This window comes from Streptomyces sp. S.PNR 29, from assembly GCF_030386795.1.
Classification (GTDB): domain Bacteria; phylum Actinomycetota; class Actinomycetes; order Streptomycetales; family Streptomycetaceae; genus Streptomyces.
Genome location: NZ_JANUQM010000006.1, coordinates 291023 through 306981, shown reverse-complemented (window position 1 = coordinate 306981; position 15959 = coordinate 291023). Strand labels below are relative to the sequence as shown.

Below are 15959 nucleotides of genomic sequence, written 5' to 3'. Positions count from 1 at the left end.
GCCCTCCCCCGCAAGCGGGGGCACCCCCAGTGGAGTGGGCCACCGTCCATTGTCCCGCGCCCGCGCAAGGGGGCGTGCCGTCCATCCATCGGACGCCTCCGGCGGCGGGGTGTGTCAGCAGATGTGGGTCATGGTCGCCAGGTCACCCGGTGTTCCGCCAGGTGCGCCAGTACCGCGTGATTCGCCTCCCACCCGTCAGGGAACTTCACGACCGTCCCCAGCTGCACCGGCTCCGTCGACGGGTATGCGTCCAGCAGGTCGGTCACCCCCGCCCGGCACACCACGACGCAGGCGTGCCGGTGTCTGGAGGCGAGGACGCACAGGCGTCCGGTCTCCAGGTGGAACGCGGTGGCGTCGGGGCGGCCGGAGAGGGGATGGAGGACGACCGTCACGTCGTACTCCCGGCCCTGGAGCCGATTCGCCGTGTCGACGGTGACGTCCGCCACGTCCAGTTCCGCCAGCGCGGCACGCACGGCCGCCGCCTGGTCCCGGTGCGCGGTGCCGACGGCGATCCGGTCGGCGGTCAGCGGCGCCGGATCAGGTGACCGCTCCGACGTCGCCGCCCCGCCCCGGTCCAGCAGCCGCCGGACGACCGTCGCCACCGCCCGTACCGCCTCGGGGTCGGTGCGTGGCGTGTGCCGCGCGGGCAGCTCCAGGAGCCCCCAGCCCGACTCCGCCGCCTCGTCGATCACCCGGTCCGGACCGGAGCCGTCCGACGGGACGGAGAAGGCGAGGCTCCTGTCGCCGTGTCCCGTGCCGCTGCGGAACGGCGTGTACGGGTAGAAGGCGTCGGACACCAGGGGCGCCGCCGATGCCGGGAGGCGCCACGACACCGGCAGGCGATGCTGCGGCAGGTCGGGATTGTGGGCGAGGAGGGTGGTCACGGCGGAGGCCGACGGGTCGTACGACAGGCCCGCCCACTGCTCACTGCCCACGATCGCGAACGGGTCCAGCTGCCCCGGATCACCCACGAACAGCGCCCGCTCGAACAACCCGGCCACGGCGAGCAGGGAGTCCGAGCGCATCTGGTAGGCCTCGTCGACGATCGCGTGCCGCCACGGCTCGTCCACCTTGACGTGCGCCCACTTGGCGCCGGTGGAGATCACCACCGGCAGCCCCGTCAGGTCGCCCGCCTTCGCCGACTTCCGGACGTTCGGCAGGTCGTCGAGCGCCTTGTCGTACGGGTCCGCGTCACTGCTGTGCAGGCGGCCGACCGGCAGGTCGGGGTTCTTCTCGGCGAGCCTCAGCACCAGGTCGTCGACCTGCGCGTTGGTCTGCGCGACGACCATCAACGACCGTCCGGTGCCGGCGAGTTCCAGCGCCGCCCGCACCACGAGCGTGGACTTGCCGGCGCCGGGCGGGGAGTCGACGACGACTCCGCGCCGCGTGCCGTGCAGGGTGTCGTGGAGGATCGCGTCGGTGGCCTGCGCGGCGGCGGCCGAGGGGTCGAACACCGTCGTCACAGGAGATCCTCCTCGGTCACGGGGTCGGCGGCTTCCGGCACGGCGTCCTCACCGGGCGGCCCGCCGTGCGTCCAGGGCGTGTCCTCCGGGTCGGGCAGCTTCGCGCCGCCCCGCTGCTCGTGCTCGAACAGCGTGAAGCAGACCAGGTCGCCCTTCTCGGGCACGGACCCGGCCTCCGGCTCCTTGCCGCGGCCCATCTTGTCGACGATCCGCAGGACGAGCAGATCGTCACCGTCCCGCCCGACGAACTCGGCAGCCTGCGGCTTCCCGCCCAGCGAGCGGTAGACCTTGACCCGCTCCCCGAGATGCGGCCGGTCGTCCGTGCGGACCGTGACCAGCGGGCGCGGGCTCGGCCGCTTGCCCTCGCTGTACGCCATGACGACGTCCGTGACCTCACCCGCGAACGCCTCCCCGGCCAGCCGCCGCCCGGCCATCACCAGCGGATCGTCGAGGGCCTCCTGGGCGTCCAGCCGGGCCTGTTCCCGCTCGCGCGTGGCGAGCTTGTTCGCCGCGGTGACCGCGTCGTCGCGGCGCGGCTGCGGGGGCTCGCCCGCCAGGACCCGGTCGCGGTGGCCGGTGAACGACCAGCGGTCGCGGGTCCACCGCTCCTCGACGTGCGCCCCCTCCGGCAGCGCCCGCAGCAGGTCGAGGCCACGCCACACCGCGTCCCAGGTGGGCCGCGTCCGGCTCAGGACGAGGGCGCGGATCTCCCGCTCGGCGGCGGTGAGCGCACCGAGCCGCTCGTCGGCCTCCAGCCCGTCCTCGGCCGCGGCGAGCGCGGTGCGCGCGCGGTCGTAGCGCTCGATGGCGGGGGCGAGCAGCTTGTTGTCGAACGCCGGGTCGGTGGCGGGCCCGGCGGGCGGGCACCGCAGCTGGCCGTCGGCGTCCCGTCCGAGCTCGGCGTCGAGCGCGGCCTCGGCGCCGGACACGCCCTCCGGCGGGTCGATCCAGGCGAGCAGCGCCCCCAGATGCTGGTCCTCCAGCGTGGACTGCCCGGTCGCCCAGTGCCGGGACAGGACGTCCGTCATGGCCAGCAGCAGCGAGGAGCCGGGCACCCGGGCCCGCTCCCCGAAGTGGGTCAGCCACCGTCCGAGCAACGGCACCCGGGGCGGCGCCGGATGCGGTGCCTCCGGGTCCTGTTCCGCCGTGCGCCTGAAGCGCATGGAGCGCCCGAGCAGCCGTACGAAGTCGATGCCGGGGCGGCTCGGCACGATCAGCTGCGGGGCGTCCGCGCACAGGTCGACCTCGACCTTGACCCGCTTGCCGGTCTCCGGGTCGGTCTCGGTGCGCTCGGCGGCCTCGACGACGTCGGCGTACGCGTCGACGTAGGGCAGGACGACGTCGGCCAGTTCGGCGAGGAACGCGAACCTCAGGTCGCGGTCGCGGGGCTGCGGTACGACCAGCAGGTGCGGGGCGTCCCGGTCCGTGCCGACCAGCGCGCCGAGCGGGGCGCCCGCCTCACCGGCGGTGGTGAGCGGCACGAACACCAGCGGCCGCTCGGACAGATGCCGGTGCCGGACGGTGGCGGCGGGCTGGGCGCGGCCGGTGCTGACGGCTTCCAGGCGGGCGAGGGTGGAGATCAGCGACATGCCGCCTCCAGTGCCTCCGCACGCAGGGCAGCCGCCCTCCGCAGTGCCGCCACCGCCGGGTCTTCCGGGTCCCCGGCCTCCCCGCGCGCCGCGGCGAGCACGTCCTCGACGCTCGCCAGACCGCCGAGTTCGGCGCGCACCGGCCTGCCCAGGGTGGTCACCGCGCCGGCCTCCCGGGACCGGGCGCGGCAGTGGAAAGCCAGCTCACAGGCGGACAGGCACTCGGGTGCGTACGTCGCCGGGACCGACTCCACCGCGTCCGTGAGCTGCTCGGCGGGCAGGTCGGGGGAGAAGCAGGTGCCCTCCGGGAGGGTGTCGGCGATGTCCTGGATACGGGTGAGGCGGGCGAGCTGGCGGCTGGTCACCGCGCGCTGTTTGCGTACGTCGACGGCGGACGCGGTGGGCAGGTTGGAGAAGTCCTTCGGGCAGACCAGGAGGATTTGGTGCCGCACCTTCGGCGCGGGGTCCAGGCGGGCGGCCACCTCCTCAAGCGCCAGCACGTACACCGCCGCCTGCCGCGCGGCGGCACCCACCTTCGCCGGGTCCGCGGAACCGTCCAGCATCGGGAAGGACTTGATCTCCACGACCGTCCAGCTGCCGTCCGGGTGCACCACCACCGCGTCCGGCTCCAGGAAGGCGGGGGAGCCGGCGACGTCGAGGGCGAGCATCGGGTGGTCCAGCAGGGTCCAGCCGCCGGACCCGGTGGCCTCGCGCAGCGCCAGTGCCGTACGGGCCGCGCGGCCTTCGGGGCCGGTCGCCGACAGCTCGGGCACGCGCGCCTGGGCGGGTGGTTCGGCGCTCCGGTCCAGCTTCTCGTGCACCAGCCGCAGCAGCTCCGTGCCGCCGTCCGCCTTGACCCGGGCCTCGAAGGCGTTGCCCCGCATGAACGCGAACTGCGACTGCCCGTAGGCCGACGGCGAGCCCAGCGCGCTCGCCAGCGCCGCCTTGTTCACCCCGGCGCTGTCCAGGATCGCGCGCCGTCTGCACCCGGGGTTGGCGGCGAGGGCGGCCAGGGCGCGTGCGTCGAGCGCCTTGGCCGGTACGTCGGGACCGCGCAGCTCAGCGAGCCGGTGCCGGAGCGCCGTCCCCCGCGTCCGTGGGGGAGGCACTCGGCTCGGCTGCTGCTTCGAACCGCGCCTCGCGCTGCCGTGGAATTCGCTCACCCGCGGAAGTCTGGCATCCGTCACTGACAATCGAGGAAAGTGCGCCGGAAGAGTCCGCCGCGACCGGCGTGACCCGCGGCACGAGCCGTGCCTTCCCCCGGTCCGCGTACCGCATCACGGCCGGCGCCAGCAGCAGCCCCACGCCCATCACGGCCGCGCCCGCGACCGCGTCGAGGAAGTAGTGGTTCGCGGTGGCCATCACGACGATCGTGGTCACCAGCGGGTAGCCGACGGCCGCCACCTTCGCCGTGCGCGTCCTGCCGTGCCGCCACAGCATCACCCCGCACCACAGCGCCCAGCCCACGTGCAGGCTCGGCATGGCCGCGTACTGGTTCGTCATGCCGCCGAGGCCCCGCGGCGCGCTCGCCTCCCCGCCCCACCAGCCGTACGAGCTGTAGTGGGCCATGGTGTCCACGAAGCCGTAGCCGGCGTCCAGCAGGCGGGGTGGGCAGGTCGGCAGCAGGGTGAAGCCGATCAGGCCTATGAAGGTCGACGTCATCAGCCAGGTGCGGGCGGCCCGGTAGTGCACGGTGCGCGATCTGAACAGCCAGACCAGGATCGCCGGGGTGACCACGTAGTGCAGCGACGCGTACCAGAAGTCGGCCGGCACACCGAGCCAGGGCTCGCGAGTGAAGAGGCGGTTGAGCGGGTGCTCCGCGTTGAGGTAGAGCGCCTTCTCGATGCGCAGGATCGCCAGGCCGTTGTCGACGGCGCCGGAGACGTCCCCCCGGGCGAGGAGCCGGCCCGCCGTGTAGCACCCGTACACCAGCAGGATCAGCGGCAGCTCGGTCCACCAGCGCAGCCGAGTCTGCGGGGCCGCCTCGGTGCCCGGTGTCTCGGTGTGCGGCATCCGATCGCCCTCCCCCTTCGTTCTCGCGCGGCGCCCCCGTGGGCCAGGCGTGCCACTTTACGGCGTAGATCCCTCGGCGGGGCGCCCTCGGCCCTGATAGACGCGGAGATCGCCCGCCGGGTTGCCCGTACCCAGCGTGCGCGATGATGGAGGAGCACCGCCTGTGATTTCTCTCGAAAGGCCTCCCTCCCATGGCACCGCGCATCCTGCTGGCCCGGCACGGACAGACGGCGTGGTCGCTGTCCGGCAAGCACACCGGCAGGACCGACGTGCCCCTCCTGGAGGAGGGCCGACGCGGCGCCAAGCTGCTGGGCGAACGCCTGCACCGGGCGCCGTTCGGGGGCCTCCAGGGCGTCGAGGTCCGCACCAGCCCGCTCTCCCGCGCGCGTGAGACCTGCGAACTCGCCGGTTTCGGCGAGCGGGCGCGTCCCTGGGACACGCTGATGGAGTGGGACTACGGCGCGTACGAGGGCATGACACCGGAGGAGATCCAGGCCTTCCGCCCGGGCTGGCTGATCTGGCGGGACGGGGTGCCGGACGGGGAGACCCTGGCCGAGGTGACGGCCCGCGCGGACGAGGTGGTGTCCTGGGCACGCGCGGAGGACCGCGATGTGCTGGTGTTCGCGCACGGGCACATACTGCGGTCGATCGGGGCGCGGTGGCTGGGGCTGCCGCTGGACTTCGCGGCGCGGATCAGGCTGAATCCGACGTCGCTGTCGGTGCTGGGCTGGGCGTACGGGGAACCGGCCATCGAGAGCTGGAACGACTTGGGGCACCTGGCCGCGTGACGACCGTGCCCGCTGCCGCTCAGGCGGTACGCGGCACCGACGCATGCCGTTCCAGGAACGCCGACACCCCCGAGGCCCGCCGGTGCGGCAACAGCACCCGCGCCGTGCCCGCCAGCATCGTCTGCACGCGCGACGACTGGACCTCGCCCAGCAGATCCAGCACCCGCATCCCCGCGTCCGCGGCCTCGTCGGGTCGTCCGCCCCGGGCCAGGTCGTCCGCCAGTTCCGCCGTGTACAGCGCGATGTTCCGTGCGAAGTGGGGATCCTGAAGCTCCGCCGCCCGGCGCGCGTGCCGTGCCGCCCGCGGCCAGTCGCCCAGGGCCGACCAGCACTGGGCCTCCAGCCCCTCCAGCTCCGCCTCCCCGTAGAAGCTCATCCACTCGGGGTCGGCCTCCGCGCGGCCCCGCTCGTAGAGGGCGTGCGCCCGGGCCAGAGCCTGTTCGCAGCCGACGCGGTCGGCGAGCCCGGCCCAGCCGCCCGCCTCGCGCAGCGCCAGCAGTGACATCAGGCGGGGGGAGCCCAGGGGCCGGGCGGCGCGCTGCGCTGCCTGCGCCGCCCGTACCGCCTCCCGCGGCCGCCCCGCATCGCGCGCGAGGAACGCCGTGTTGCAGAAGGCGTGTGCCTCAAGTGCCGCGTCCCCGGCCATCCGGGCGGTGGCGAGCGCCTCGGCGTAGTGGGAGCGCGCGTCGTCGAACCGCCCCGAGTCGTGTGCCAGCCACCCCACGGAGATGGCCAGTTCCCCGGCGCCCGAGTACAGCCGGTCCGCCGTCGCCTGCCGGGTCGCCGCCGCGTCCAGCAGCGCGTACGCGGCGCGCAGCGGGGCGGCCGCACGCCGGTAGAGGCCGTCGGCACCGTGCCGGTCGTCGAGCAGCCGGATCCGGCGGACGGCTTCTTCGAGGGCGCCCGCGTCACTCGCCCCGGCCCGGCGCACGGGGCACTGTGCCGCCGCGGCGTCGAGGGCGAACCCCAGGGGGCCCAGCGAGGCGGCGGCCACCGTGGCGCCCCCGCCGGTCATGAATGCGCGACGCAGCACGTCGCTCTCCTCGTAGTTGTCGTGCGTCTCGTACGGGTCCTGCGTGTCATACGGCTCGCCGGCCCCGCGGGTCTCATTCCCGGCACCCGCCGGGCTCGTGATGCGCGAGGGCGGCGCGTCCCCGGCGGCGCGCGCCCGGCGTCCGCGTACGGACGAGCGGGGCGCGAACCCCAGGTCGGTGAGCGTGCGGCCGGGGAACATGTGCAGAAACACCCGTTCGTACGCGTAGTTGGGGCAGCGGATCTCGCCCGCCTCGACCCTGTGGACGTAGCGCGCGTCACAGCTGACCCGCTCGCCGATCTCGCGGGCGGCCCGGCGGACCGCAGCGGCGAACTCGGCCGGCGAGCGCTGTCCGCGTAACCGCCGGAAGGCGAGGTTCGGCTGCGGTGGCCGGTCGGGCTGGGGTGGGGTCACCGTTGACGACGCCATGGCCGGGTCCTCTCATGCGAACCGTCGAACCATGCCGGATTCAGGGCGGATTGTCCATGTGATGCCTTGTGCCCGGCGGGCAAGAACGTACCTTCTGTGACGGACTCGACACGCAGGGTTTGGCTACAAACCGGATATCTCATCCGTGATCTGCCATGAAGTGCCATCCTTTGCGGCGACCTTGCGCCGTAGCCGTTGACGATGCGGCGCGTTGAACCCCGTGGACCGGGAGGCCCCCGACTCCCGACCGCTCGTCCAAGCAGGGGTTCCGTGGTGGAGGCCGGATGGTGACGACCAGCCAGAGCAACGATCCGCGTACACCGCCGACGACGGCGGGACACGCACCGGTCCCGGAGTACGGCACACCACCCCCCGCGGTATCCGCCTGTGACGTCGTCACCGTGCCCGCGCGGCAGGGACTGGAGGCGGTCGACATTCTCCGACGGGGGACCGGTGAGGCGGTCGGGCCGGTGCTGCACCACGACGGCGGCGACACGCTGGGCTTCCTGGTGCCGCCGGGCACCGCCGCGGCATGGGACGTACCGGGCAGCACCTGTACGCGGACCGACGGCCGGGGGCTGACGCTGCTCCCCGAACCCCCGCTGGAGGGCTCGGACTGGCTGCTGCCGCCCGGGGACGCCGACCTGGCGACGGACCCGGCCGTGCTGCGGGCCGCGCTGGGCGAGGCGGCCCGGACGATCGAGGCGGCGGACAACTGCCGCTGACCCCGGCCCTCGCGCGGTCTCCTGGCGCCCCCCGATAATGACCCGGTGGGAAAGTCCAGGAACTCCCGGCGCAGGCCGGCCGCCGTCGAAGCCGTCGTCGAGAAGGTCGACGGCGGAATCGCCGAGCTGGTCCCCGACCGGGACCGGGGGCGGGCCTGGACGCTGCTGATCGACGGGGCTCCGCAGTCCCACGTCGACCTGGACGACCCGGCGTATCTGTCGTTCGAGTACCAGCGCCGCCTGGGGCACGTCATCGACCTCGTCGCCCCGCCGGGCAGGCCCATCCACGCCGTACACCTCGGCGGTGGCGCCCTCACCCTGGCGCGTTACGTCGCCGCCACCCGCCCCCGCTCCACCCAGCAGGTCGTGGAGCGGGACACGGCCCTGGTGCAACTGGTCCGGCGTGAACTGCCGTTGGACCCGAACGCCCGGATCAGGGTGCGGTCGGTGGACGCCCGTGCGGGGCTCGCCAAGGTGCCGGACGGCTGGGCCGACCTCGTCATAGCCGATGTGTTCAGCGGGGCCCGCACCCCCGCCCACCTGACCTCCACCGAGTTCCTCGACGAGGTCCGCAGGGCGCTCGCCCCCGGCGGTGTCCTGGCCGCCAACCACGCCGACGGGCCGCCGCTCGCCCACCTGCGCGGCCAGATCGCCACCGCCGCCGACCGCTTCACCGAACTCGCCCTGGTCGCCGACCCGGCCGTGCTGCGCGGCAAGCGCTTCGGCAACGCGGTCCTGGTCGCCTCCGACCACCGGCTGCCGGTCGCCGAACTGACCCGCCGCGCCGCCTCCGACCCGCACCCGGCCCGCGTCGAACACGGCAAGGCGCTCACCGACTTCACCGGAGGGGCCGTACCCGTACGGGACGCCTCGGCGGTCGCCTCACCGGCACCGCCGCCGTCCGTCTTCTCATGACGCCGCCGTCGGTGCCGTGGCTCCTGACCTGACCCGGCCGGAGGTACTGGGGGACGGGCTGGGGCTGCTCGCCCGCCTCCGCTTCGACGTGGTGATCCGCCCAGCCGTCCGCCGCCCTGCGCGTCGGCGGCCTGACGCACCCGCCGCGAGTTCGACCTCCTGGCCTTCCTGGCCCGCCGGCCCGGAGCCGTCGTCTCCTGCAAGGGACTGCTCGCCGAGGTGTGGCATCAGTCGTACGGGGACGACCAGACCATCGACTTCTCCGCCACCGAGGCGGGTGGGCACGTGTCGATTACGTTTCGACAAATGGACGCATCTGCTCTTGACGCATGAACGGACATACGGCTGTTATTGCGCCACCGTGTTCGGTCAAGTTGATTTCTGGTCGATTGAGATCAGTTTCAAGCCAGCCCTCCGTGGCCGAACCTTGCCTCCAGGAGCCGTTCATGCACGACCTCACCCCTGCCGGCCTCTCCACCGGTCCTTCCCGCCCCACTCCCAGCCGCCGCTCCCTGCTGCGCGGCATCGGCGGCGGTGCCGTCGCCCTCGGCGCCGGCATACCCCTGCTGAGCGCCTGCGGCGGCAGCGGCGCGGCGAGCGACCCCAAAACCGTCACGGTCGGGTCCAACGCCTCGGACGCGGTGCCGAAGAAGGCGTTCGCCGACATCTACGCGGCCTTCACCAAGGAGTCCGGGCTCAAGGTCGACATCAACACCAAGGACCACAACACGTTCCAGGAGCAGATCAACTCCTATCTGCAGGGCACGCCGGACGACGTGTTCCACTGGTTCGCCGGCTACCGCATGCAGTTCTTCGCGGCCAAGGGCCTCGCAACGCCGATCGACGACGTGTGGCAGAAGATCGGCGGCAACTTCCCCGACGCGATGAAGAAGCTCAGCAAGGGTGAGGACGGCAAGTACTACTTCGTGCCGCTGTACACGTATCCCTGGGCGCTCTTCTACCGCAAGAGCGTCTTCCAGGAGAAGGGCTACGAGGTCCCCACCACGTGGGACGCCTTCCTCGCCCTGTGCAAGCAGATGAAGAAGGACGGCCTGGTCCCGATCGCCTTCGGCGACAAGGACGCCTGGCCGGCGATGGGCACCTTCGACCAGATCAACTTCCGTGCGAACGGCTACGACTTCCACGTCGAGCTGATGGCGGGCAAGGCCTCCTGGACCGACGCCAAGGTGCGCAAGGTCTTCGACCTGTGGACCGAGATCCTCCCCTACCACCAGGAGGGCGCGGTCGGCCGCACCTGGCAGGACGCCGCCCAGACGCTGGTGTCGAAGAAGGCCGGCATGTACCTGCTGGGCACCTTCGTGGGGCAGCAGTTCACCAACGAGGCCGACCGCGAGGACCTCGACTTCTTCGCCTTCCCGGAGATCGACCCGGCGTACGGCCAGGACACGGTCGAGGCGCCCACCGACGGCTTCATGCTCTCCAAGGCGAAGAAGAACCACGACGGCGCGGTGAAGCTGCTGGAGTACCTGGGCACCCCGGCGGCCGAGGAGATCTACCTCAAGTCCGACCCGAACGTCGTGGCCGCCTCCACCAAGGCCGACACCTCCTCGTACAGCGCCCTGCAGAAGAAGGCGTACGAGATGATCAGCGGCGCCAAGAGCCTCACCCAGTTCATGGACCGCGACAGCCGCCCGGACTTCACCTCCACGGTGATGCAGCCCGCGCTGCAGAAGTACATCCGTGACCCCAAGCAGATCGACAGCATCCTCTCGTCGATCGAGCGCCAGAAGAAGACGATCTTCGCGTCCAGCTGATCGATGACTACCGACACCCCGACGCAGACCCCGGAGGCGGCCGACGTGCCGCCTTCGGGCGCGGCATCCGACACCAAGCGGGTGGCCACCGGCCACAAGCGCCTGCTCACCCGCCGCGACCGGCTCACGCTCGGCCTCATGGCCGGGCTGCCGACGATCCTGCACGTGACCCTCGTCTGGGTCACGGCGCTCGCCTCGATCCTGCTCGCCTTCACCACCTGGGACGGCATCGGCTTCGACGCCATCCGGTGGGTCGGGCTGGAGAACTTCAAGGAGCTGTTCACCAACAACCCGCAGTTCTGGCCGGCCGTCGAGCACAACGTCGTCTGGTTCGTCGTCCTGATCCTGATCCCGACGCCGCTCGGCCTCTTCCTCGCCGTACAGCTGGACAAGAAGATCCGGTTCAGCCGGGTCTACCAGACGGCGTTCTTCCTGCCGGTCGTGCTGTCGATGGCGGTCATCGGCTTCGTCTGGCAGCTCGTCTACAACCCCGACACAGGGCTGATCAACAGCCTCATCGGGGCGAACGAGCCCGGCAAGTACATCGACTGGATCGGCGACCCGGACCTCAACCTCTGGGCGATCCTGATCGCCGCGTCCTGGCGCCACACCGGCTACATGATGATCCTCTACCTGGCCGGCCTGAAGGGCGTCGATCCCGCCCTGCGGGAGGCGTCCGCCCTGGACGGCGCGAATGAGTGGCAGACGTTCAAGAACGTCATCTTCCCCACCCTGCGGCCCACCAACACCATCGTCCTGGTCGTCACCATCATCGAGGCCCTGCGCGCCTTCGACCTGGTGTTCGTCTTCAACAAGGGCGCCGAGGGCACCGAGCTGCTGTCGATCCTGGTCACCAACAACATCATCGGTGAGTCCAGCCGCATCGGATACGGCTCCGCGATCGCCGTCGTCCTGCTGCTGATCTCCCTCGCCGTGATCATCCCGTACCTGGTGGCCACCTTCCGGAAGGAGCGGCGCGCATGAGCACCGTGAGCGCGCTCGGCAAGCAGCGCACCCCCGTCCGCCCGGCCCGGGTCCTGCTGCACGTCTTCCTCGCCGGAACGGCGCTCGCCTGGCTGGGGCCGCTGCTCTGGGCGATCTACGCGGCACTGCGGCCGTACTCGGAAACCAGTGAGAAGGGCTATGTGTCCCTCCCGGACACCCTGAACCTCGACAACTTCATCAACGCGTTCACGCAGTCGGACATGTCCCACTACTTCATGAACACGCTGGTGATCGCGGTTCCGGCCGTGCTGCTGACGCTGTTCCTGTCGTCGATGGTCGCCTTCTACGTCGCCCGCTTCGACTTCCGCCTCAACCTGGCGTTGCTGCTGGTCTTCACGGCCGGCAACCTGCTACCGCAGCAGGTCATCATCACCCCGCTGTACCGGCTGTACCTGCTCGTCGACCTGCCCGGCATCACCATGAGCGGCAAGCTGTACGACTCCGCGCTCGGCCTGGTGCTGATCCACGTGGCGTTCCAGTCCGGCTTCTGCGCGTTCGTGCTGAGCAACTACATGAGGATGCTGCCGCACGAGCTGACCGAGGCGGCGCTGGTCGACGGCGCGTCCGTGTGGCGGCTGTACTGGCAGATCACCCTGCCGCTGTGCAAGCCGGCGATGGCGGCCCTCGCGACGTTGCTGTCCATCTGGATCTACAACGACTTCTTCTGGGCCCTCGTCCTCATCTCGACCGGCGAGAACATGCCCATCACATCCGCGCTCAACAACCTCTCCGGGCAGTACTTCACGGACCCCAACCTGATCGCCGCCGGCGCCCTGATCACCGCGGTCCCGGTACTGATCGTGTACTTCCTGCTCCAGCGCCAGTTCGTCAGCGGCCTCACGCTGGGCGCCAACAAGGGCTGAGACCGGCCCCCTCAGAAAGAGAACCTCCGTTGCACCACCCCTTCACCCCCGTCGCCTCCGCGCCCGTGGACCCGCGCAGGGCCCGCGTCCACGAGGAGGGCTGGCAGTCCTGGAGCCCCAGCGGCGCCTACGCCCTCGACGCGACGCCCCACCGCCCGGCGACCGACAACTGGGCGACCGTCTGCTACCGCCCCGGCGTCACCGTCCCCGCCGGCACCTTCCAGGGCGAGGGCCTGCTCGCCCTCGACCCCGGTGACGGCTCGCCGGTGCGGCTGTGGGCGGCGGCTGAACCGACCCGCGAGGTGCCGTCGATCCGGCTCGTCGTACGCGACGGCGTGGCCGTGGTCACTGCGGACGGGACCGTGAAGGAGTGGACGGGCACGGACATCCAGTCGGTGCTGGGGGAGTGGGCGGAGAGCCTCGCGCTGCCCGCCCCTCGCCCCGCCCCGACCGTCTGGTGCTCCTGGTACGAGTACTTCACCGCCGTCACCGAGGACGACATCCACGAGAACCTCAGGGCGATGGACACCCTCGACCTGCCCGTCGACGTCGTCCAGATCGACGACGGCTACCAGAAGGCCCTCGGCGACTGGCTCACCCTCTCCGGGCGTTTCCGCTCCCGCGCCGGCATCGCGAACGCCATCCGCGCCCGGGGCCGCCGGGCGGGCATCTGGACGGCCCCCTTCCTGGTGGACCCGGCGAGCGACCTGGCCGCCGAGCACCCGGACTGGCTGGTCCGCACCACCGACGGCGGCTTCGCGCACGCCGGCCGCAACTGGGGCCACGACCTGCGTGTCCTGGACACCACGCACCCGGACGCGGCGGCCTACCTCACCGAGGTCTTCACGACCCTGCGTGCCGAGGGCTACGACTACTTCAAGGTCGACTTCCTCTACGCGGGCGCCCTGGAGGGCGTACGGCACGCGTCCACCGACCCCGTCCAGGCGTACCGCGCCGGCATCGAGCTGATCCGCGAGGCGATCGGTCCCGAGTCCTACCTGCTGGGCTGCGGCGCCCCGATCCTGCCCTCCATCGGCCTGTTCGACGCCATGCGGGTCAGCCCGGACACCGCCCCGCACCGCCGCCCCGAGGCCGAGGACTACAGCCAGCCCGGCCAGGCCCCGGCCGAGTTCACCGGCGCCGCACGCCAGTGGCAGCACGGCCGCCTCTGGATCAACGACCCCGACTGCCTGATGGCCCGCCCGGCCGTGGAGACCCGCGAGCAGTGGGCGGCGCACGTCGAGGCCACCGGAGGCCTGATGGCGTCCAGCGACCGCCTGCTGTCCCTGGACGAGTGGGGTGTGGCGACGACCCGCCGCCTGCTGGAGGGGACCGCCCGATGAAGCGCTCCCTGTCCGTCCCCGGCATCGCCTACGGCGGCGACTACAACCCCGAGCAGTGGCCCGAGGACGTGTGGGCCGAGGACATGCGCCTGATGCGCGAGGCCGGGGTGACCATGGTCAGCGTCGGCATCTTCTCCTGGGCGCTCATGGAGCCCTCCGAGGGCGTGTACGACTTCTCGCGCATGGACCGGATCCTCGGCCTGCTCCACGACAACGGCATCGCCGCCGACCTGGCGACCCCGACGGCCGCCCCGCCGGCGTGGTTCTTCACGGCCCACCCGGAGGCGCTGCCGGTGGACGGCGACGGCCGCACCCTGTCGTACGGCAGCCGCCAGACCTTCTGCCCGAGCAGCCCGGCCTACCGCACGGCCGCCCTGCGCATCACCCGCGCGCTGGCCGAACGCTACGCCGACCACCCGGCGGTCGTGATGTGGCACGTCCACAACGAGTACGGCTGCCACAACGCCGCCTGCTACTGCGACACCAGCGCGGCCGCCTTCCGGAACTGGCTGAAGGGGAAGTACGGCAACGACCTCGACGCGCTCAACCACGCCTGGGGCACCACCTTCTGGAGCCAGTGGTACTACGACTGGGACGAGATCCTGCCCCCGCGCGCGACGGGCGCCGTCCCCAACCCCACGCACCAGCTGGACTGGCGCCGCTTCTGCAGCGACGAACTGCTGTCGCTGTACACGGCCGAACGGGACGTCCTCAGGGAGGCGGCACCGGCCACTCCCGCCACCACCAACTTCATGGTGATGCACAACTTCGACGCCCTCGACTACTGGCGCTGGGCCCCGGAGCTGGACCTCGTCTCCAACGACCACTACCTGCGGTCCACCGACCCCGAGTCGGAGATCGACCTCGCGCTGAGCGGTGACCTGGTGCGCTCGCTGGCGGGCGGGCCGTGGCTGCTGATGGAGCACTCGACGGGCGCGGTGAACTGGCAGCCCGTCAACCGGGCGAAGAACCCGGGTGAATTGCGGCGCAACGCCCTGGCCCACGTGGCGCGCGGCGCGGACGGCATCGCCTACTTCCAGTGGCGGGCGGCGAAGGCGGGCGCCGAGCAGTGGCACTCGGCGATGCTGCCGCACACGGGTACGGACAGCCGGATCTGGCGGGACGTCGTCCGCCTGGGCGCCGACCTCAGGGCGCTGGCGGAGGTACGCGGCAGCACCGGCACGGCCGAGGTGGCCATCGTCTGGGACTGGGACGCCCGCTGGGCGCTCGAACTGCCCTCCCAGCCGAGCGAGGAGGTCCGCTACGCCGACCTGGTCCGCTCCTGGTACGAGCCGCTGTGGCGGGCCGGCGTCGCGGTGGACTTCGTCCGCCCGGACCAGGACCTCTCGCCGTACCGCCTGGTCCTGGCCCCCACCCTGTACCTGGTCGACGAGGCGGGCGCGGCCAACCTCACCGGCTTCGCGGCACGCGGCGGCACGCTGGCGGTCGGCTTCCACAGCGGGATGGTCGACGAGAACTGCCACGTCCGGCTGGGCGGTTACCCGGGCGCCTTCCGGGAGGCCCTCGGCGTGCGGACGGACGAACTCTTCCCGCTGCTGCCGGGCGAGTCGGCCGGCCTGAGCGGGGGCGGCACGGCAGTGCTGTGGTCGGAGCGGCTGCGCCTGAGCGGCGCCGAGCCGATCGCCTCGTACACGACCGGCCCGCTGACCGGTGTCCCGGCGGTGACGCGCCACACCCACGGCGAGGGCACCGCCTGGTACCTGGCGACCTGCCCGGACCCGGACACGCTCGCGGCCCTGCTGGACCGCATCCGCACGGAGGCGGGCGTGCAGCCGGTCCGTGCGACTCCCGAGCGCGTGGAGGCCGCACTGCGGCGAGGCCCGGACGCCGACTACCTGTTCCTCATCAACCACGGCGACGAGGACGCCCAGGTGCCCGTGGCGACCGGGGCCACCGAGCTGCTGACGGGCAGGCCGGCCGAGGGCGGCACGGTCACCGTTGCCCGGGGGGACGTCGCGGTCGTACGAGAACCGCGCTGAACCCTTCGTACACACGCG

At 72.1% G+C, this 15959-nt stretch carries 13 protein-coding genes and 1 pseudogene; 9 read left to right on the top strand and 5 right to left on the bottom strand.

Features of this window, described 5'->3' with window-relative positions:
* Positions 1–128: 128 nt before the first annotated feature.
* Genes NW895_RS18605 through NW895_RS18590 form a run of 4 tightly spaced genes read right to left on the bottom strand, consistent with a single transcriptional unit; the run spans position 129 to position 5065 of the window.
* Positions 129–1463: an AAA domain-containing protein gene (locus NW895_RS18605; RefSeq protein WP_289936833.1), complete on the bottom strand. Its 1335-nt coding sequence runs from the start codon at positions 1461–1463 to the stop codon at positions 129–131.
* Complete coding sequence (locus NW895_RS18600) at positions 1460–3052, bottom strand: hypothetical protein (protein ID WP_289936832.1); 1593 nt, start codon at positions 3050–3052, stop codon at positions 1460–1462. The genes NW895_RS18605 and NW895_RS18600 overlap by 4 nt, the downstream gene beginning before the upstream one ends.
* Positions 3043–4161 (bottom strand): hypothetical protein, encoded by a 1119-nt coding sequence (locus NW895_RS18595; protein WP_289936831.1) that lies wholly within the window; start codon positions 4159–4161, stop codon positions 3043–3045. Before NW895_RS18595 ends, NW895_RS18600 begins: the two co-directional genes overlap by 10 nt.
* The gene (locus tag NW895_RS18590) at positions 4112–5065 is read right to left on the bottom strand and encodes a phosphatase PAP2 family protein (RefSeq protein ID WP_289936830.1); all 954 of its coding nucleotides are present in this window, start codon (positions 5063–5065) and stop codon (positions 4112–4114) included. The genes NW895_RS18595 and NW895_RS18590 overlap by 50 nt, the downstream gene beginning before the upstream one ends.
* A gap of 191 nt (positions 5066–5256) precedes the next feature.
* On the opposite strand from NW895_RS18590, the gene NW895_RS18585 reads away from it, so the two are divergent.
* On the top strand, positions 5257–5853 hold the full coding sequence (locus NW895_RS18585) for a histidine phosphatase family protein (RefSeq protein ID WP_289936829.1): 597 nt from the start codon (positions 5257–5259) through the stop codon (positions 5851–5853).
* Positions 5854–5872: 19 nt separating this feature from the next.
* Here the strand turns inward: NW895_RS18585 and NW895_RS18580 are convergent, their stop codons facing one another.
* Positions 5873–7315, bottom strand: a complete 1443-nt coding sequence (locus NW895_RS18580) for a hypothetical protein (RefSeq protein WP_289936828.1) — start codon at positions 7313–7315, stop codon at positions 5873–5875.
* 287 nt (positions 7316–7602) lie between these two features.
* Between NW895_RS18580 and NW895_RS18575 the strand changes: the two genes are divergently transcribed.
* The 8 genes and pseudogenes from NW895_RS18575 (at position 7603) to NW895_RS18540 (ending at position 15941) form a co-directional block, all read left to right on the top strand.
* Positions 7603–8040: a hypothetical protein gene (locus tag NW895_RS18575; protein WP_289937022.1), complete on the top strand. Its 438-nt coding sequence runs from the start codon at positions 7603–7605 to the stop codon at positions 8038–8040.
* 45 nt (positions 8041–8085) lie between these two features.
* Positions 8086–8955, top strand: a complete 870-nt coding sequence (locus tag NW895_RS18570; protein WP_289936827.1) for a fused MFS/spermidine synthase — start codon at positions 8086–8088, stop codon at positions 8953–8955.
* Positions 8956–9093: 138 nt separating this feature from the next.
* Positions 9094–9213: pseudogene (locus NW895_RS18565) on the top strand (helix-turn-helix domain-containing protein); the annotation flags it as partial.
* 188 nt (positions 9214–9401) lie between these two features.
* Entirely contained in the window at positions 9402–10730 is a 1329-nt protein-coding gene (locus NW895_RS18560) for an ABC transporter substrate-binding protein (protein ID WP_289936826.1), read from the top strand.
* 3 nt (positions 10731–10733) lie between these two features.
* Positions 10734–11714 (top strand): sugar ABC transporter permease, encoded by a 981-nt coding sequence (locus NW895_RS18555; protein ID WP_289936825.1) that lies wholly within the window; start codon positions 10734–10736, stop codon positions 11712–11714.
* Positions 11711–12598 (top strand): carbohydrate ABC transporter permease, encoded by an 888-nt coding sequence (locus NW895_RS18550; protein WP_289936824.1) that lies wholly within the window; start codon positions 11711–11713, stop codon positions 12596–12598. The genes NW895_RS18555 and NW895_RS18550 overlap by 4 nt, the downstream gene beginning before the upstream one ends.
* A gap of 29 nt (positions 12599–12627) precedes the next feature.
* Positions 12628–13941 (top strand): glycoside hydrolase family 36 protein, encoded by a 1314-nt coding sequence (locus NW895_RS18545; protein ID WP_289936823.1) that lies wholly within the window; start codon positions 12628–12630, stop codon positions 13939–13941.
* Positions 13938–15941 carry a beta-galactosidase gene (locus tag NW895_RS18540; RefSeq protein WP_289936822.1) on the top strand — a complete coding sequence of 668 codons (2004 nt, stop codon included), beginning with the start codon at positions 13938–13940 and terminating at the stop codon, positions 15939–15941. Before NW895_RS18545 ends, NW895_RS18540 begins: the two co-directional genes overlap by 4 nt.
* The last annotated feature ends 18 nt before the right edge of the window (positions 15942–15959 follow it).